Genomic DNA, 13,110 nt, shown 5'->3' with positions numbered 1-13,110 from the left:
TGCACGCCCATTATTGTGAATTTATGGAAATAAAATAGTTAACAATTAGTTAAATTTACATGTTTTTAGATTCAAGCGTTCAAATTAATTGTTAATGAAGCATTAAAAATGAAACCATTAATTAACATTTTATTATCATTTGACTTAAGATTTGACGCCGAAAAGGTGTTTGGGTGGAATTTCCCGAAGAAGAAATTATCGAAATTGAGAACTGAATCGATACCGGAAAAGGGTGCTCAACTTTTTTTCGTTCAATGGTATCCTCGGCACACTTGTGCCAAATACGGCATCATTATTTGTGGCGGTGTTGATTTTTAACGTGGAGAACTCATGCAAGGCGTTAAACGTATCATTATGACGTTGTTTCTCGCTGTCCTGTCTTTTGGCACAGGTGCACATCCCCACAGCTTTATTCATCTGAAAACCGAAGTTGTGAGCGAAAATGATCGGTTCGTCGCGCTAAAAATGCGCTGGACGATGGATGAAATCACGTCGGCGGATCTGCTTTACGACGCGGGGAATGCTAAACCTGGCGATGAAATTTGGAAAAAACTGGCGGCGGAAGTGATGGCCAACGTTCTCGGGCAGCACTATTTCACCGAAGTATGGCACGATGGGAAAAAGGTAAAGTTTAAAAACAGACCGACGGAATATGGCATGGAGCGTGAAGAACACCAGGCGGTGCTGACGTTCGTTCTGCCGCTGGCCGAAGCTCAACCACTGAGCGGTCAAAAATATACTATTTCGACCTTCGATCCGACCTACTACGTCGATATGAGCTATGACAAAGACAGCGACGCCCGGCTTTCGCAGACCATAAGCCAGCAATGCCATATTTCAATGCATACGCCGACGCCGAATGAACACATGCTGAGCTTTGCGCAGTCGCTGGATAAAGAAGACGCACCGCCGGAGGATATGGAGTTGGGTAAACAGTTTGCACAGACGGTGACGCTGCAATGTCAGTAGTTTATCAACAACGCGCAGCCAGACGCCGTTGGCTCACGCTATGGCCGCTGGCGGTCTTTTTGTTGCTGGCGACAGGCGGGGTGCTGTGGTTGTGGCAGGCCTGGCCTCAGGTAATGATGCAAAGTGTCGTCTGGCAGCGCGACGTTAACCAGCAGATGAGCGGGTTGCTGAAAGCGGTTGCCGCGAACCCCACACGTGCGGGCGGATCTCTGCTGCTGTTTAGCTTTATTTATGGGGTATTGCACGCATTGGGGCCGGGGCACGGCAAAATCGTCATCACGACCTGGCTTGCGACGCATCCGTCGAAACTCAAGTCGAGCATTGGGCTGACGCTGGCGTCGTCCCTATTGCAGGGGCTGGTGGCAATAGGACTGGTGGTTGTAGTCCTCACCGTCTTGCAACTGCCTGCCCGACAGCTGCATATGAGCAGTTTCTGGCTGGAGAAAGGAAGTTATGCGCTGGTTGGCGTGTTGGGTGTTTTATTGTGTGTCCGTGCGCTAAAGAAATTGCGCCAGCTGCTCCGCCGTCCGAAATTCACCGCCTTTACGCCGCACCATGTGCATCACGAGGGCTGCGGCTGCGGGCATCAGCATTTGCCCAACCCGGAACAACTGCAAAGCGGTGATGACTGGCGCGCCCGGTTGATGATTATTCTCTCTATGGGCATGCGCCCATGCTCTGGCGCAATTATGGTGCTGCTGTTCAGTAAAGTGGTTGGCGTCTTTAGCTGGGGTATGGCGTCGGCGCTGGCGATGGCGGCAGGAACCTCTTTAACGATTACGTCACTGGCTCTGCTGGTACACAGTTTTCGCTCGCTGGCGGTGAGAATTAGCGGACACAAAGCGCCGGTGCTGTGGCGGCAAATCGGATGGACGACGCTGGCGTTAGCCGGTGGTGCAGTGCTTATTGCTGCTGCGGTAGTGATGTGGATGAGCGCGGTGCCGGTGGGGCGGGGGATAAGACCGTTTTAGCACTGTTGTAGGATGAATGCCTGATGGCGCCTCGCTTATCAGGCCTACGGGGAACGCCCCTGGTAGGCCGGATAAGGCGCTAGCCGCCATCCGGCATCAAACGATTAGCGTTTCAGCGCGTCGCTCAGTTCATCACGCATGTTCGCCAGCATGGCTTTAACAACGCGCGGGTTACCTGCAACGATGTTGCCGGTCGCCAGATAGTTATGACCACCGGTGAAGTCGCAAACCAGTGCGCCAGCTTCACGCGCAATCAGCTCACCTGCTGCGAAATCCCATGGTTTCAGACCGATTTCGAAGTAACCGTCAACGCGCGCAGCGGCAACGTAAGCCAGATCCAGCGCAGCAGAACCTGTGCGGCGGAAGTCAGCGCACTCGGTAAACATTTTGCCAAGAATTTTCATGTAAGAAGCGGCGTGCTGCTTCGCTTTGAACGGGAAACCGGTGGCGATGATGGTGCCGTCCAGATCGCGGGCGGTGCTGCCACGCAGACGATAGCCGTTCAGCTGTGCGCCCTGGCCGCGAGTGGCGGTGAACAGTTCGTTACGCATTGGATCGTAAACAACGGCGACTTCAGTACGGCCTTTAATGCGTACTGCGATAGATACTGCGAAGTGCGGCAGACGTTTTACGAAGTTGGTAGTGCCATCCAGTGGATCGATAACCCATTGAACATCCTGATCTTCACCTGCGTGCTCACCGCTTTCTTCGGTGATGATGGTGTGCTGTGGGTAAGATTTGCGAATAGTTTCGATAATAATCGCTTCGGCGGCTTTATCGACGTTAGTCACGAAATCATTGCTGCCTTTCTGGCTGGTTTCTACAGAGTCTGGGGTTTCGTAGTGTTTGGCAATTACATTACCCGCCTTGCGCGCTGCGCGCACGGCGATGGTCAGCATCGGATGCATCGGTCTCTCTCACTGGATGTTAAAGAACGGGAAAACGGCGCAGAGTATAGCAGCGAGTTCGGAATATGTCTTCGTTTTATGATAATATGCCCGAATAATCTTTAGCCGAAGAAATACAATGCTGCAAAATATTCGAATCGTGCTGGTGGAAACCTCTCACACTGGCAACATGGGCTCTGTAGCCCGCGCAATGAAAACCATGGGTTTAACCAATCTGTGGCTGGTAAATCCACTGGTTAAACCGGACTCTCAGGCCATCGCTCTGGCGGCAGGTGCCAGTGATGTGATCGGCAGCGCGCAGATCGTCGATACTCTCGATGAAGCGCTGGCAGGTTGCAGCCTGGTAGTAGGCACCAGCGCGCGCTCTCGTACGCTGCCGTGGCCGATGCTGGATCCGCGTGAATGCGGTTTAAAAAGCGTCTCTGAAGCGACGAATTCGCCGGTGGCGCTGGTGTTTGGTCGTGAACGCGTTGGTCTGACGAATGAAGAACTGCAGAAGTGCCATTACCACGTCGCTATTGCTGCGAACCCGGAATACAGTTCGCTGAACCTGGCGATGGCGGTGCAGGTCATCTCTTATGAAGTGCGCATGGCCTGGCTGGCGACGCAGGAAAGCGAGAAGACCGCAGAATACGAAGAAGCTGAGTACCCGCTGGTCGATGATTTAGAGCGTTTTTACGGTCATCTGGAACAAACGCTGCTGTCGACCGGGTTTATCCGTGAAGGGCATCCGGGACAGGTGATGAACAAGCTGCGCCGTCTGTTTACGCGCGCGCGTCCGGAGAGCCAGGAACTGAACATTTTGCGCGGGATTTTAGCGTCGATTGAGCAACAGAATAAAGGCAAGTAAACGTAACGCCTCCGGCAAGTAAAAATGGCACTGAAGGTTAAATACCTGACTAAATTAGTCAAGTAAATAGTTGACTGATTTAGTCGGGAATGTCAGACTTGCCCCTGCTATGCAATACCCCCATTTTACAATAAAAAACCCCGGGCAGGGGCGAGTTTGAGGCTAAGTAAGACATGAGACTGACATCAAAAGGGCGTTATGCCGTGACCGCAATGTTGGACGTTGCGCTCAACTCCGAAACGGGCCCGGTACCGTTGGCTGATATTTCTGAACGTCAGGGAATTTCCCTGTCATATCTGGAGCAGCTGTTTTCCCGTTTGCGTAAAAACGGTCTGGTTTCCAGCGTACGTGGACCAGGCGGCGGGTATCTGCTGGGTAAAGATGCCGGCAGCATCGCAGTAGGTGAAGTAATCAGCGCTGTGGACGAGTCTGTAGATGCGACCCGTTGCCAGGGCAAAGGCGGTTGTCAGGGCGGCGATAAATGCCTGACCCACGCGCTGTGGCGCGATCTGAGCGATCGTCTGACCGGTTTCCTCAACAACATTACGTTGGGCGAACTGGTGAATAATCAGGAAGTCCTGGATGTGTCTGGTCGCCAGCATACCCATGACGCTCCACGCACTAATCGTGCTCAAGACGCGATCGACGTTAAGTTACGCGCATAATAAAAGTATTTTAGAATCAGGCCGGGGTGTTACACACCCCGTTAACACGGTCGTACATCCAGCCGGTTGCCTGATTCCTTGCATTGAAGCGATGTACGGAGTTTATAGAGCAATGAAATTACCGATCTATCTCGACTACTCCGCAACCACGCCGGTGGACCCGCGTGTTGCCGAGAAAATGATGCAGTGTCTGACCCTGGACGGAAACTTTGGTAACCCAGCGTCTCGTTCACACCGTTTCGGCTGGCAGGCTGAAGAGGCGGTAGATATCGCCCGTAACCAGATTGCTGACCTCGTGGGCGCTGACCCGCGTGAAATCGTCTTTACTTCCGGTGCGACTGAATCCGATAACCTGGCGATTAAAGGTGCAGCCAACTTTTATCAGAAAAAAGGCAAGCACATCATCACCAGCAAAACCGAACACAAAGCCGTGCTGGACACCTGTCGTCAGCTGGAGCGCGAAGGGTTCGAAGTCACCTACCTCGCCCCGCAGCGTAACGGCATTATCGACCTGAAAGAACTTGAAGCGGCAATGCGTGACGACACCATCCTCGTGTCCATCATGCACGTGAATAACGAAATCGGCGTGGTGCAGGATATCGCGACTATCGGCGAAATGTGCCGCGCACGCGGCATCATCTATCACGTTGATGCGACCCAGAGCGTGGGCAAACTGCCTATCGATCTGAGCCAACTGAAAGTGGACCTGATGTCCTTCTCCGGTCACAAAATCTATGGCCCGAAAGGTATCGGTGCGCTGTACGTGCGTCGTAAACCGCGTATTCGTATTGAAGCGCAGATGCACGGCGGCGGTCACGAGCGCGGCATGCGTTCCGGTACGCTGCCTGTGCACCAGATCGTCGGCATGGGTGAAGCATACCGTATCGCCAAAGAAGAGATGGAAACCGAGATGGCGCGCCTGCGCAGTCTGCGTAACCGTCTGTGGAACGGCGTGAAAGATATGGAAGAGGTGTATCTCAACGGTGACCTCGAGCAGGGCGCACCGAACATTCTCAACGTCAGCTTCAACTTTGTTGAAGGCGAGTCGCTGATTATGGCGCTGAAAGATCTGGCGGTATCCTCCGGTTCTGCATGTACTTCTGCAAGCCTGGAGCCATCCTACGTGCTGCGCGCACTGGGGATGACCGACGAGCTGGCACACAGCTCAATTCGTTTCTCTTTAGGTCGTTTCACTACCGAAGAAGAGATTGACTACGCCATCAATCTGGTTCGCAACTCCATCGGCCGCCTGCGTGACCTTTCTCCACTGTGGGAAATGTTCAAACAGGGCGTGGATCTGAACAGCATTGAATGGTCACATCACTAATCGGTATCGATAAGGAGAATTCAGCATGGCTTACAGCGAAAAAGTAATCGATCATTACGAGAATCCACGTAACGTGGGCTCTTTTGACAACAGCGACGAGAACGTGGGCAGCGGCATGGTGGGTGCACCGGCCTGTGGCGACGTGATGAAGTTGCAGATTAAAGTCAACAATGAAGGTATCATTGAAGACGCGCGTTTCAAGACTTACGGCTGCGGTTCCGCTATTGCTTCCAGCTCTCTGGTTACCGAATGGGTAAAAGGGAAATCTCTGGACGAAGCACAGGCGATTAAAAACACCGATATCGCCGACGAGCTTGAACTGCCACCGGTGAAAATTCACTGCTCTATTCTGGCTGAAGACGCGATTAAAGCCGCGATTGCGGATTACAAAAGCAAACGTGAAGCAAAATAATTAAGAGTTGAGGTTTTATTATGTCGATTACCTTAAGCGACAGTGCAGCAGCGCGTGTAAATACCTTCCTGGCAAACCGCGGTAAAGGGTTTGGTCTGCGTCTGGGCGTGAGAACCTCCGGCTGCTCAGGTATGGCCTATGTACTGGAATTTGTTGACGAGCCGGCGGCTGAAGATACCGTGTTTGAAGACAAAGGCGTTAAAGTTGTGGTCGACGGTAAGAGCCTGCAATTCCTCGACGGTACGCAGTTAGACTTCGTCAAAGAAGGTCTGAACGAAGGGTTTAAGTTCACTAACCCGAACGTGAAAGACGAATGTGGATGCGGCGAAAGCTTCCACGTGTAACGCGCTTACTGATAACCCCACCGTGGTCGCCTGCGCGTGGGGTTTGTTTTACCTGACTCTCTGGTTTTGCCTCATCGAACAACAGAGAATCGATGCCCTGAGAATGTTATGGACTACTTCACCCTCTTTGGCTTACCGGCCCGTTATCAGCTCGATACTCAGGCGCTGAGCCTACGTTTTCAGGATCTACAACGTCAGTATCATCCTGATAAATTCGCCAGCGGTTCCCAGGCGGAACAACTTGCTGCGGTTTCGCAGTCCGCTACCATTAATCAGGCTTGGCAAACGCTGCGTCATCCTTTGATGCGCGCCGAATACTTATTGTCTTTACACGGCTTTGACATCCGTAGCGAGCAGCACACGGTGCGCGATACCGCGTTCCTGATGGAACAGCTGGAGCTGCGCGAAGAGCTGGACGAAATTGAACAGGCAAAAGACAGTCAACGTTTAGATGCGTTTATGCAGCGCGTCAGCGAAATGTATAACGTTCGCCATCAATTGATGGTGGAACAGCTGGATAGCGAGACGTGGGACGCAGCGGCAGATACCGTGCGTAAGCTGCGTTTTCTCGATAAACTGCGAAGCAGTGCAGAACAACTCGAAGAAAAACTGCTCGATTTTTAATTTCCGGAAGCGAAAATGGCCTTATTACAAATTAGTGAGCCTGGTCTGAGCGCCGCGCCGCACCAGCGTCGTCTGGCGGTAGGTATCGATTTAGGCACCACCAACTCCCTGGTTGCGACCGTACGCAGCGGCCAGGCCGAAACGCTGGCAGATCATGAAGGTCGCCACCTGTTGCCGTCAGTGGTTCACTATCAGCAGCAGGGTTATTCTGTCGGTTACGATGCCCGCGCCAATGCTGCGCTGGATACGGCAAACACCGTCAGTTCGGTAAAACGCATGATGGGCCGCTCTCTGGCGGATATCCAGGCGCGTTACCCGCATCTGCCATATACGTTCCAGGCAAGCGAAAACGGCTTGCCGATGATTGAAACCGCTGCCGGATTGCTTAATCCGGTGCGCGTCTCCGCTGATATTTTGAAAGCGCTGGCCGCGCGGGCAACCGAATCACTGTCCGGCGAACTGGACGGCGTGGTGATCACCGTTCCGGCTTACTTTGACGATGCACAGCGTCAGGGGACCAAAGACGCCGCGCGTCTGGCGGGCCTGCACGTATTACGTCTGCTGAACGAACCGACCGCAGCTGCGATTGCCTATGGTCTGGACTCCGGTCAGGAAGGCGTGATTGCGGTCTACGATCTTGGCGGCGGTACTTTTGATATTTCTATTCTGCGCCTGAGTCGCGGCGTGTTTGAAGTGCTGGCGACCGGCGGTGATTCCTCGCTCGGCGGCGACGACTTTGACCATCTGCTGGCGGATTACATTCGCGAGCAGGCGGGTGTTGCCGATCGTAGCGATAACCGCGTACAGCGCGAACTGCTGGATGCCGCTATTGCAGCGAAAATCGCGCTTAGCGACGCTGATTCTGTAACAGTTAACGTGGCGGGATGGCAGGGTGAAATCACCCGTGAAATCTTTAATGAACTCATTTCCGCACTGGTCAAGCGTACGCTGCTGGCCTGCCGTCGCGCGCTGAAAGATGCGGGCGTGGAGCCGCAGGATGTGCTGGAAGTGGTGATGGTCGGTGGTTCAACTCGCGTGCCATTGGTGCGTGAACGCGTTGGTGAATTTTTTGGCCGTACGCCGCTGACCTCTATTGATCCGGATAAAGTGGTCGCCATTGGTGCGGCAATTCAGGCGGATATTCTGGTCGGCAATAAACCGGACAGTGAAATGCTGCTGCTGGACGTTATCCCGCTGTCGCTCGGCCTTGAAACGATGGGCGGTCTGGTGGAGAAAGTGATCCCACGTAACACCACGATTCCGGTGGCGCGCGCGCAGGACTTTACCACCTTTAAAGATGGCCAAACCGCGATGTCCATTCACGTGATGCAAGGCGAGCGTGAGCTGGTGCAGGACTGCCGTTCACTGGCGCGTTTTGCGCTGCGCGGCATCCCGGCATTGCCAGCTGGCGGCGCACACATCCGCGTGACCTTCCAGGTGGACGCCGATGGTCTGCTGAGCGTCACCGCCATGGAAAAATCTACCGGCGTTGAGTCCTCAATTCAGGTTAAACCGTCCTACGGTCTGACCGACAGTGAAATCGCCTCCATGATTCAGGATTCGATGAGTTTTGCCGAGCAGGACGTTAAAGCCCGTTGGCTTGCAGAACAGAAAGTCGAAGCGGCACGCGTACTGGAAAGTTTATCCGGTGCGCTGAACGCTGATGCCGCGCTGTTAAGCGCCGCAGAACGTCAGGCTATCGACACCGCCGCCGCGCACTTGAGCGAGGTTGCACAGGGTGACGATGTTGACGCGATAGAACAAGCCATTAAAAACGTAGACAAACAAACCCAGGAATTCGCTGCTCGCCGCATGGACAAGTCCGTCCGTAGCGCGCTGAAAGGCCATTCCGTGGACGAGGTTTAATATGCCAAAGATTGTTATTTTGCCTCATCAGGATCTCTGTCCCGATGGCGCAGTTCTGGAAGCTGAGACCGGCGAAACCATTCTTGACGTTGCCCTGCGTAACGGTATCGAGATTGAACACGCCTGTGAAAAATCCTGTGCCTGCACAACCTGCCACTGCATCGTACGTGAAGGTTTTGATTCTTTGCCGGAAAGCACAGAAGAAGAAGACGACATGCTGGATAAAGCCTGGGGACTGGAGCCGGAGAGCCGTTTAAGCTGTCAGGCACGTGTCACCGAGGACGATTTAGTGGTCGAAATCCCACGTTACACAATCAATCATGCACGTGAGCATTAACAGAGGGTAGTATGGGACTGAAGTGGACCGATAGCCGTGAAATCGGCGAAGCGCTGTACGACGCGTTCCCCGATCTCGACCCCAAGACCGTTCGTTTCACCGATCTGCACCAGTGGATCTGTGACCTGGAAGAGTTCGATGATGATCCACAGGCATCGAACGAAAAAATCCTTGAGGCCATTTTGCTGGTCTGGCTGGACGAAGCCGAATAAGTCAACGGGCTGCCCACGGGTGGCCCGTTTTCCTGTATGCGCGAAAATAAGGATAAATAAAATGACAGAAGCCATGAAAATTACGCTTTCCACGCAACCCGCTGATGCCCGCTGGGGTGAAAAGGCGACATACAGCATTAATAATGATGGCATTACCCTGCACCTGAACGGGAAAGATGACCTCGGCCTTATCCAGCGCGCCGCCCGTAAAATTGACGGCCTGGGTATTAAACATGTCCAACTGGACGGTGAAGGCTGGGATACCGAACGTAGCTGGGCGTTCTGGCAGGGCTACAAAGGACCAAAAGGCACCCGCAAAGTTGAGTGGGCCGCTCTGGATGAGGCGCAGCGCAAAGAGCTGGATAACCGCCTGAAAATTATTGACTGGGTGCGCGATACCATTAACGCCCCGGCAGAAGAGCTGGGCCCGGAACAGCTGGCGCAACGCGCAGTAGACCTGCTGTGCTCTGTTGCCTGCGATAACGTCTCTTACCGGATCACTAAAGGCGAAGATCTGCGCGAGCAGAACTACATGGGATTGCATACCGTAGGTCGTGGCTCCGAACGTCCTCCGGTACTGCTGGCGCTGGATTACAATCCAACTGGCGATAAAGAAGCGCCGGTTTATGCCTGTCTGGTTGGCAAGGGAATTACCTTTGATTCCGGCGGATACAGCATCAAGCAAAGCGCATTTATGGACTCGATGAAGTCTGATATGGGCGGTGCGGCCACGGTGACCGGCGCGCTGGCGTTCGCCATCACCCGTGGTCTGAACAAGCGCGTTAAGCTGTATCTGTGCTGCGCGGATAACCTGATCAGCGGCAACGCCTTTAAGCTCGGTGATATCATTCACTATCGCAACGGTAAAAAAGTTGAAGTGATGAATACCGATGCCGAAGGACGTCTGGTACTGGCCGATGGCCTGATTGACGCCAGCGCGCAGAAACCGGAACTGATTATTGATGCTGCCACGCTGACCGGCGCGGCGAAAACTGCGCTGGGCAACGATTACCATGCGCTATTTAGCTTTGACGATCAACTGGCTACCCGTCTGCTGGCAAGTGCGGCGCAAGAAAACGAGCCGTTCTGGCGTCTGCCGTTGGCAGAGTTCCACCGTAGCCAGCTGCCGTCTAACTTTGCCGAGCTGAATAACACCGGCAGCGCGGCCTACCCGGCTGGCGCAAGCACCGCGGCGGGTTTCCTGTCCCATTTTGTGGAAAACTATCAGCAAGGCTGGCTGCACATCGACTGCTCTGCAACCTATCGCAAAGCTCCGGTTGAGCAGTGGTCTGCGGGCGCAACCGGTCTGGGCGTGCGTACTATCGCGAATCTGTTGACTGCCTGAAAGGTGTTTTTGTAGGCCGGGTAAGCGAAGTGCCACCCGGCATTTTGCCTGATGGCGACGTCGTGCGTCTTATCAGGCCTACAACTCATATATTCATAATTTGTGATCTCTATGTCCGAAACGAAAAACGAATTAGAAACCCTGCTGGAGCAAGCGGCGACAGAGCCTGCGCATCGTCCGGCATTTTTCCGCACTTTACTGGAGTCTACCGTCTGGGTGCCGGGTACTGCCGCAGAAGGCGAGGCGGTGGTTGAAGACAGCGCCCTCGACCTTCAGCACTGGGAAAAAGAAGACGGCACCACCGTGATCCCGTTCTTTACCTCCCTGGAAGCCCTGCAGCAGGCGGTTGAAGATGAGCAGGCATTTGTCGTCATGCCGGTGCGCACATTGTTTGAAATGACGCTCGGCGAAACGCTGTTTCTCAACGCGAAACTGCCGACCGGCAAAGAATTTATGCCGCGTGAAATCAGCCTGCTGATGGGGGAAGAGGGGAATCCGCTCAGCACCCAGGAAGTACTGGAAGGCGGTGAATCGCTGATCCTCTCTGAAGTCCCTGAACCTCCGGCGCAGATGATTGACTCGCTGACTACGCTGTTTAAAACCATTAAGCCGGTAAAACGCGCGTTTCTCTGCTCGATCAAAGAAAGTCCGGATGCCCAACCCAACCTGCTGATTGGCATTGAAGCCGATGGCGATATTGAAGAGATTATTCATGCCACGGGGAGTGTTGCAACGGATACGTTACCGGGTAATGAACCGATTGATATCTGCCAGGTGGTGAAAGGTGAGAAAGGGGTCAGCCACTTTATTACCGAACACATCGCGCCTTTCTACGAGCGTCGCTGGGGCGGTTTCCTGCGGGATTTCAAACAGAACAGGATTATCTGAGTAAAGGAAAGCCGCCCCGTAGGGCGGCTACCTGGCTTACTTGCCCTGGGCGCTGAGCGTCACGCATACAGAATTACCTGAGTAACTCCGATCACCGTGAAGACACAACGCGCCAGATACAACAAGCACGATACAGAAGTATCGTATTTTCATTGCGCGGTCCATGCGAAGACCGCATCACGACAGCACCACTGGCGATCATGCCGTGATAGCAAGCACTGAGGTGCGCCTGCGTATACGGCCATACAATGACCTTCCCTAAAGCCAGTGCCCGTTTGCGAGACAGCGGAAAGGGTCGCTCAGAATAATACATTAAATGTTGAATAGTTTCCCTGTTAATTAACTTGACTTTTATTCTCTTAAACCGGAATATTTAGCTCCTGAGGTGTGCCTGCGTTGCTATGGCAACACAGCCTGCTGGAAAGGCCGCGAACCGGACTGGCACAAAAAAACCGCTCATTTGAGCGGTTTTTTTGTGGGCGAAAAAGATGTGTAAATCAGATTTTATTTAGTTTCGGGTTCTACCGGTAAATCGTTGCGCGCTCCCCATTCGCTCCATGCGCCGTCATACAATGCGACGTTAGAAACGCCCAGCGTCGCAAGCGCCAGCACCACCACGGCCGCCGTTACGCCGGATCCGCAACTGGCGATTATCGGTCTGTCAAAGCTCACGCCGTGGCTGAAGAAAATAGCATCCAGCTCATCGGTGGTTTTCAGTTCGCCGTCACGAACCAACTCTGTCCACGGTACGTTCAGCGCACCGGGAACATGGCCGCGCTTGAGGCCTGGTCGGGGTTCGTCAACTTCTGCGTTAAAACGCGCAGCCGGGCGCGCATCGACAATCTGTGCGGTTTTTTCATGGCTGGCCAGCAGGACATCGGTCACCCGCACGACGGCCTCTGGCGTAAACACGGCGTCAAATTCACCTTCGGGCAAGTCAACATTTCCTGTCTGCAAGGGGAGCTCATCACGCTGCCAGCTCGCAAAACCGCCGGCCAAAATGGAAACATTTTCGACGCCAAATGTGCGCAGCATCCACCAGGCACGCGGGGCGGAAAACAGATTGCCATCATCGTAGATGACCAGGTGTTTATCCTGATGTACACCCAGCTCGCGCATGGCGACGGCGAAAGCCTCCGGACGTGGCAGCATATGCGGTAACGCAGAAGTATGGTCGGAGAGCGCTTCGATATCAAAAAAGACCGCACCAGGAATATGGCCGGCGCGATACTCCTCGCCAACATCGCGATCTTCCTGGCCTGGAGGTGCCATCCGGGCATCAAGAATTTGTATTTCCGGGTCGTCAATATGTTCGACAAGCCAGTCGGCAGCGACAAAGAAGGCGGTAGTCATAGGCATCTCCATTTTTACCAGGTTTCGGCAAATTGTCGG

The 13,110-nt window shown here is 53.7% G+C and carries 16 protein-coding genes; 13 read left to right on the top strand and 3 right to left on the bottom strand.

Annotation, left to right across the window (positions count from 1 at the left end; genetic code table 11):
• Positions 1-330 precede the first annotated feature (330 nt).
• Together AL515_RS17985 and AL515_RS17980 are read left to right on the top strand one after the other, a co-directional pair.
• Positions 331-969 (top strand): DUF1007 family protein, encoded by a 639-nt coding sequence (locus AL515_RS17985; protein ID WP_048210918.1) that lies wholly within the window; start codon positions 331-333, stop codon positions 967-969.
• Complete coding sequence (locus tag AL515_RS17980) at positions 960-1,940, top strand: nickel/cobalt transporter (protein ID WP_048210919.1); 981 nt, start codon at positions 960-962, stop codon at positions 1,938-1,940. The genes AL515_RS17985 and AL515_RS17980 overlap by 10 nt, the downstream gene beginning before the upstream one ends.
• Positions 1,941-2,044: 104 nt before the next feature.
• On the opposite strand, the gene suhB is transcribed toward AL515_RS17980, so the two are convergent.
• Positions 2,045-2,848, bottom strand: coding sequence for an inositol-1-monophosphatase (gene suhB / locus AL515_RS17975; RefSeq protein WP_003037670.1), 804 nt, complete (start codon positions 2,846-2,848; stop codon positions 2,045-2,047).
• 118 nt (positions 2,849-2,966) lie between these two features.
• On the opposite strand from suhB, the gene trmJ reads away from it, so the two are divergent.
• From trmJ to sseB, 11 genes are all read left to right on the top strand, one after another.
• Positions 2,967-3,698, top strand: coding sequence for a tRNA (cytosine(32)/uridine(32)-2'-O)-methyltransferase TrmJ (gene trmJ, locus AL515_RS17970; RefSeq protein ID WP_003838431.1), 732 nt, complete (start codon positions 2,967-2,969; stop codon positions 3,696-3,698).
• Positions 3,699-3,871: 173 nt separating this feature from the next.
• Positions 3,872-4,363 (top strand): Fe-S cluster assembly transcriptional regulator IscR, encoded by a 492-nt coding sequence (gene iscR, locus AL515_RS17965; protein ID WP_003037674.1) that lies wholly within the window; start codon positions 3,872-3,874, stop codon positions 4,361-4,363.
• Positions 4,364-4,475: 112 nt separating this feature from the next.
• Positions 4,476-5,690 carry a cysteine desulfurase gene (iscS, locus tag AL515_RS17960; protein ID WP_003835233.1) on the top strand — a complete coding sequence of 405 codons (1,215 nt, stop codon included), beginning with the start codon at positions 4,476-4,478 and terminating at the stop codon, positions 5,688-5,690.
• Between the two features lie 25 nt (positions 5,691-5,715).
• Positions 5,716-6,102 (top strand): Fe-S cluster assembly scaffold IscU, encoded by a 387-nt coding sequence (gene iscU / locus AL515_RS17955; RefSeq protein WP_002913991.1) that lies wholly within the window; start codon positions 5,716-5,718, stop codon positions 6,100-6,102.
• A 20-nt stretch (positions 6,103-6,122) separates the two neighbouring features.
• Positions 6,123-6,446, top strand: coding sequence for an iron-sulfur cluster assembly protein IscA (iscA, locus tag AL515_RS17950; RefSeq protein ID WP_003037681.1), 324 nt, complete (start codon positions 6,123-6,125; stop codon positions 6,444-6,446).
• A 108-nt stretch (positions 6,447-6,554) separates the two neighbouring features.
• A complete protein-coding gene (gene hscB, locus AL515_RS17940) occupies positions 6,555-7,070 on the top strand; it encodes a co-chaperone HscB (RefSeq protein WP_003838436.1) in 516 nt (171 codons plus the stop codon).
• Positions 7,071-7,085: 15 nt separating this feature from the next.
• A complete protein-coding gene (gene hscA, locus AL515_RS17935; RefSeq protein ID WP_061068341.1) occupies positions 7,086-8,936 on the top strand; it encodes a Fe-S protein assembly chaperone HscA in 1,851 nt (616 codons plus the stop codon).
• Between the two features lies 1 nt (position 8,937).
• Positions 8,938-9,273 carry an ISC system 2Fe-2S type ferredoxin gene (fdx, locus tag AL515_RS17930; protein ID WP_003037690.1) on the top strand — a complete coding sequence of 112 codons (336 nt, stop codon included), beginning with the start codon at positions 8,938-8,940 and terminating at the stop codon, positions 9,271-9,273.
• 11 nt (positions 9,274-9,284) lie between these two features.
• On the top strand, positions 9,285-9,485 hold the full coding sequence (gene iscX / locus AL515_RS17925; protein ID WP_003037694.1) for a Fe-S cluster assembly protein IscX: 201 nt from the start codon (positions 9,285-9,287) through the stop codon (positions 9,483-9,485).
• 61 nt (positions 9,486-9,546) lie between these two features.
• A complete protein-coding gene (gene pepB / locus AL515_RS17920; protein WP_061068340.1) occupies positions 9,547-10,830 on the top strand; it encodes an aminopeptidase PepB in 1,284 nt (427 codons plus the stop codon).
• A gap of 111 nt (positions 10,831-10,941) precedes the next feature.
• Positions 10,942-11,718, top strand: coding sequence for an enhanced serine sensitivity protein SseB (gene sseB, locus AL515_RS17915; protein ID WP_061068339.1), 777 nt, complete (start codon positions 10,942-10,944; stop codon positions 11,716-11,718).
• A 36-nt stretch (positions 11,719-11,754) separates the two neighbouring features.
• Here sseB and timP read toward each other — a convergent pair whose 3' ends face one another.
• Both timP and sseA read right to left on the bottom strand, forming a co-directional pair.
• On the bottom strand, positions 11,755-11,871 hold the full coding sequence (timP, locus tag AL515_RS23955) for a small toxic inner membrane protein TimP (protein ID WP_249033505.1): 117 nt from the start codon (positions 11,869-11,871) through the stop codon (positions 11,755-11,757).
• A 351-nt stretch (positions 11,872-12,222) separates the two neighbouring features.
• Entirely contained in the window at positions 12,223-13,071 is an 849-nt protein-coding gene (gene sseA, locus AL515_RS17910; protein WP_061068338.1) for a 3-mercaptopyruvate sulfurtransferase, read from the bottom strand.
• Positions 13,072-13,110: the final 39 nt, after the last annotated feature.

Origin of the sequence: Citrobacter sp. FDAARGOS_156, assembly GCF_001559235.2 — a bacterium.
GTDB lineage: Bacteria > Pseudomonadota > Gammaproteobacteria > Enterobacterales > Enterobacteriaceae > Citrobacter > Citrobacter youngae.
This window is presented reverse-complemented; position numbering and strand designations above follow the sequence as displayed.

Coding starts and splice junctions, on each gene's coding strand:
- AL515_RS17985 (WP_048210918.1), top strand. CDS start 331: ATGCAAGGCGTTAAACGTATCATTATGACGTTGTTTCTCGCTGTCCTG.
- AL515_RS17980 (WP_048210919.1), top strand. CDS start 960: ATGTCAGTAGTTTATCAACAACGCGCAGCCAGACGCCGTTGGCTCACG.
- suhB (WP_003037670.1), bottom strand. CDS start 2,848: ATGCATCCGATGCTGACCATCGCCGTGCGCGCAGCGCGCAAGGCGGGT.
- trmJ (WP_003838431.1), top strand. CDS start 2,967: ATGCTGCAAAATATTCGAATCGTGCTGGTGGAAACCTCTCACACTGGC.
- iscR (WP_003037674.1), top strand. CDS start 3,872: ATGAGACTGACATCAAAAGGGCGTTATGCCGTGACCGCAATGTTGGAC.
- iscS (WP_003835233.1), top strand. CDS start 4,476: ATGAAATTACCGATCTATCTCGACTACTCCGCAACCACGCCGGTGGAC.
- iscU (WP_002913991.1), top strand. CDS start 5,716: ATGGCTTACAGCGAAAAAGTAATCGATCATTACGAGAATCCACGTAAC.
- iscA (WP_003037681.1), top strand. CDS start 6,123: ATGTCGATTACCTTAAGCGACAGTGCAGCAGCGCGTGTAAATACCTTC.
- hscB (WP_003838436.1), top strand. CDS start 6,555: ATGGACTACTTCACCCTCTTTGGCTTACCGGCCCGTTATCAGCTCGAT.
- hscA (WP_061068341.1), top strand. CDS start 7,086: ATGGCCTTATTACAAATTAGTGAGCCTGGTCTGAGCGCCGCGCCGCAC.
- fdx (WP_003037690.1), top strand. CDS start 8,938: ATGCCAAAGATTGTTATTTTGCCTCATCAGGATCTCTGTCCCGATGGC.
- iscX (WP_003037694.1), top strand. CDS start 9,285: ATGGGACTGAAGTGGACCGATAGCCGTGAAATCGGCGAAGCGCTGTAC.
- pepB (WP_061068340.1), top strand. CDS start 9,547: ATGACAGAAGCCATGAAAATTACGCTTTCCACGCAACCCGCTGATGCC.
- sseB (WP_061068339.1), top strand. CDS start 10,942: ATGTCCGAAACGAAAAACGAATTAGAAACCCTGCTGGAGCAAGCGGCG.
- timP (WP_249033505.1), bottom strand. CDS start 11,871: ATGAAAATACGATACTTCTGTATCGTGCTTGTTGTATCTGGCGCGTTG.
- sseA (WP_061068338.1), bottom strand. CDS start 13,071: ATGACTACCGCCTTCTTTGTCGCTGCCGACTGGCTTGTCGAACATATT.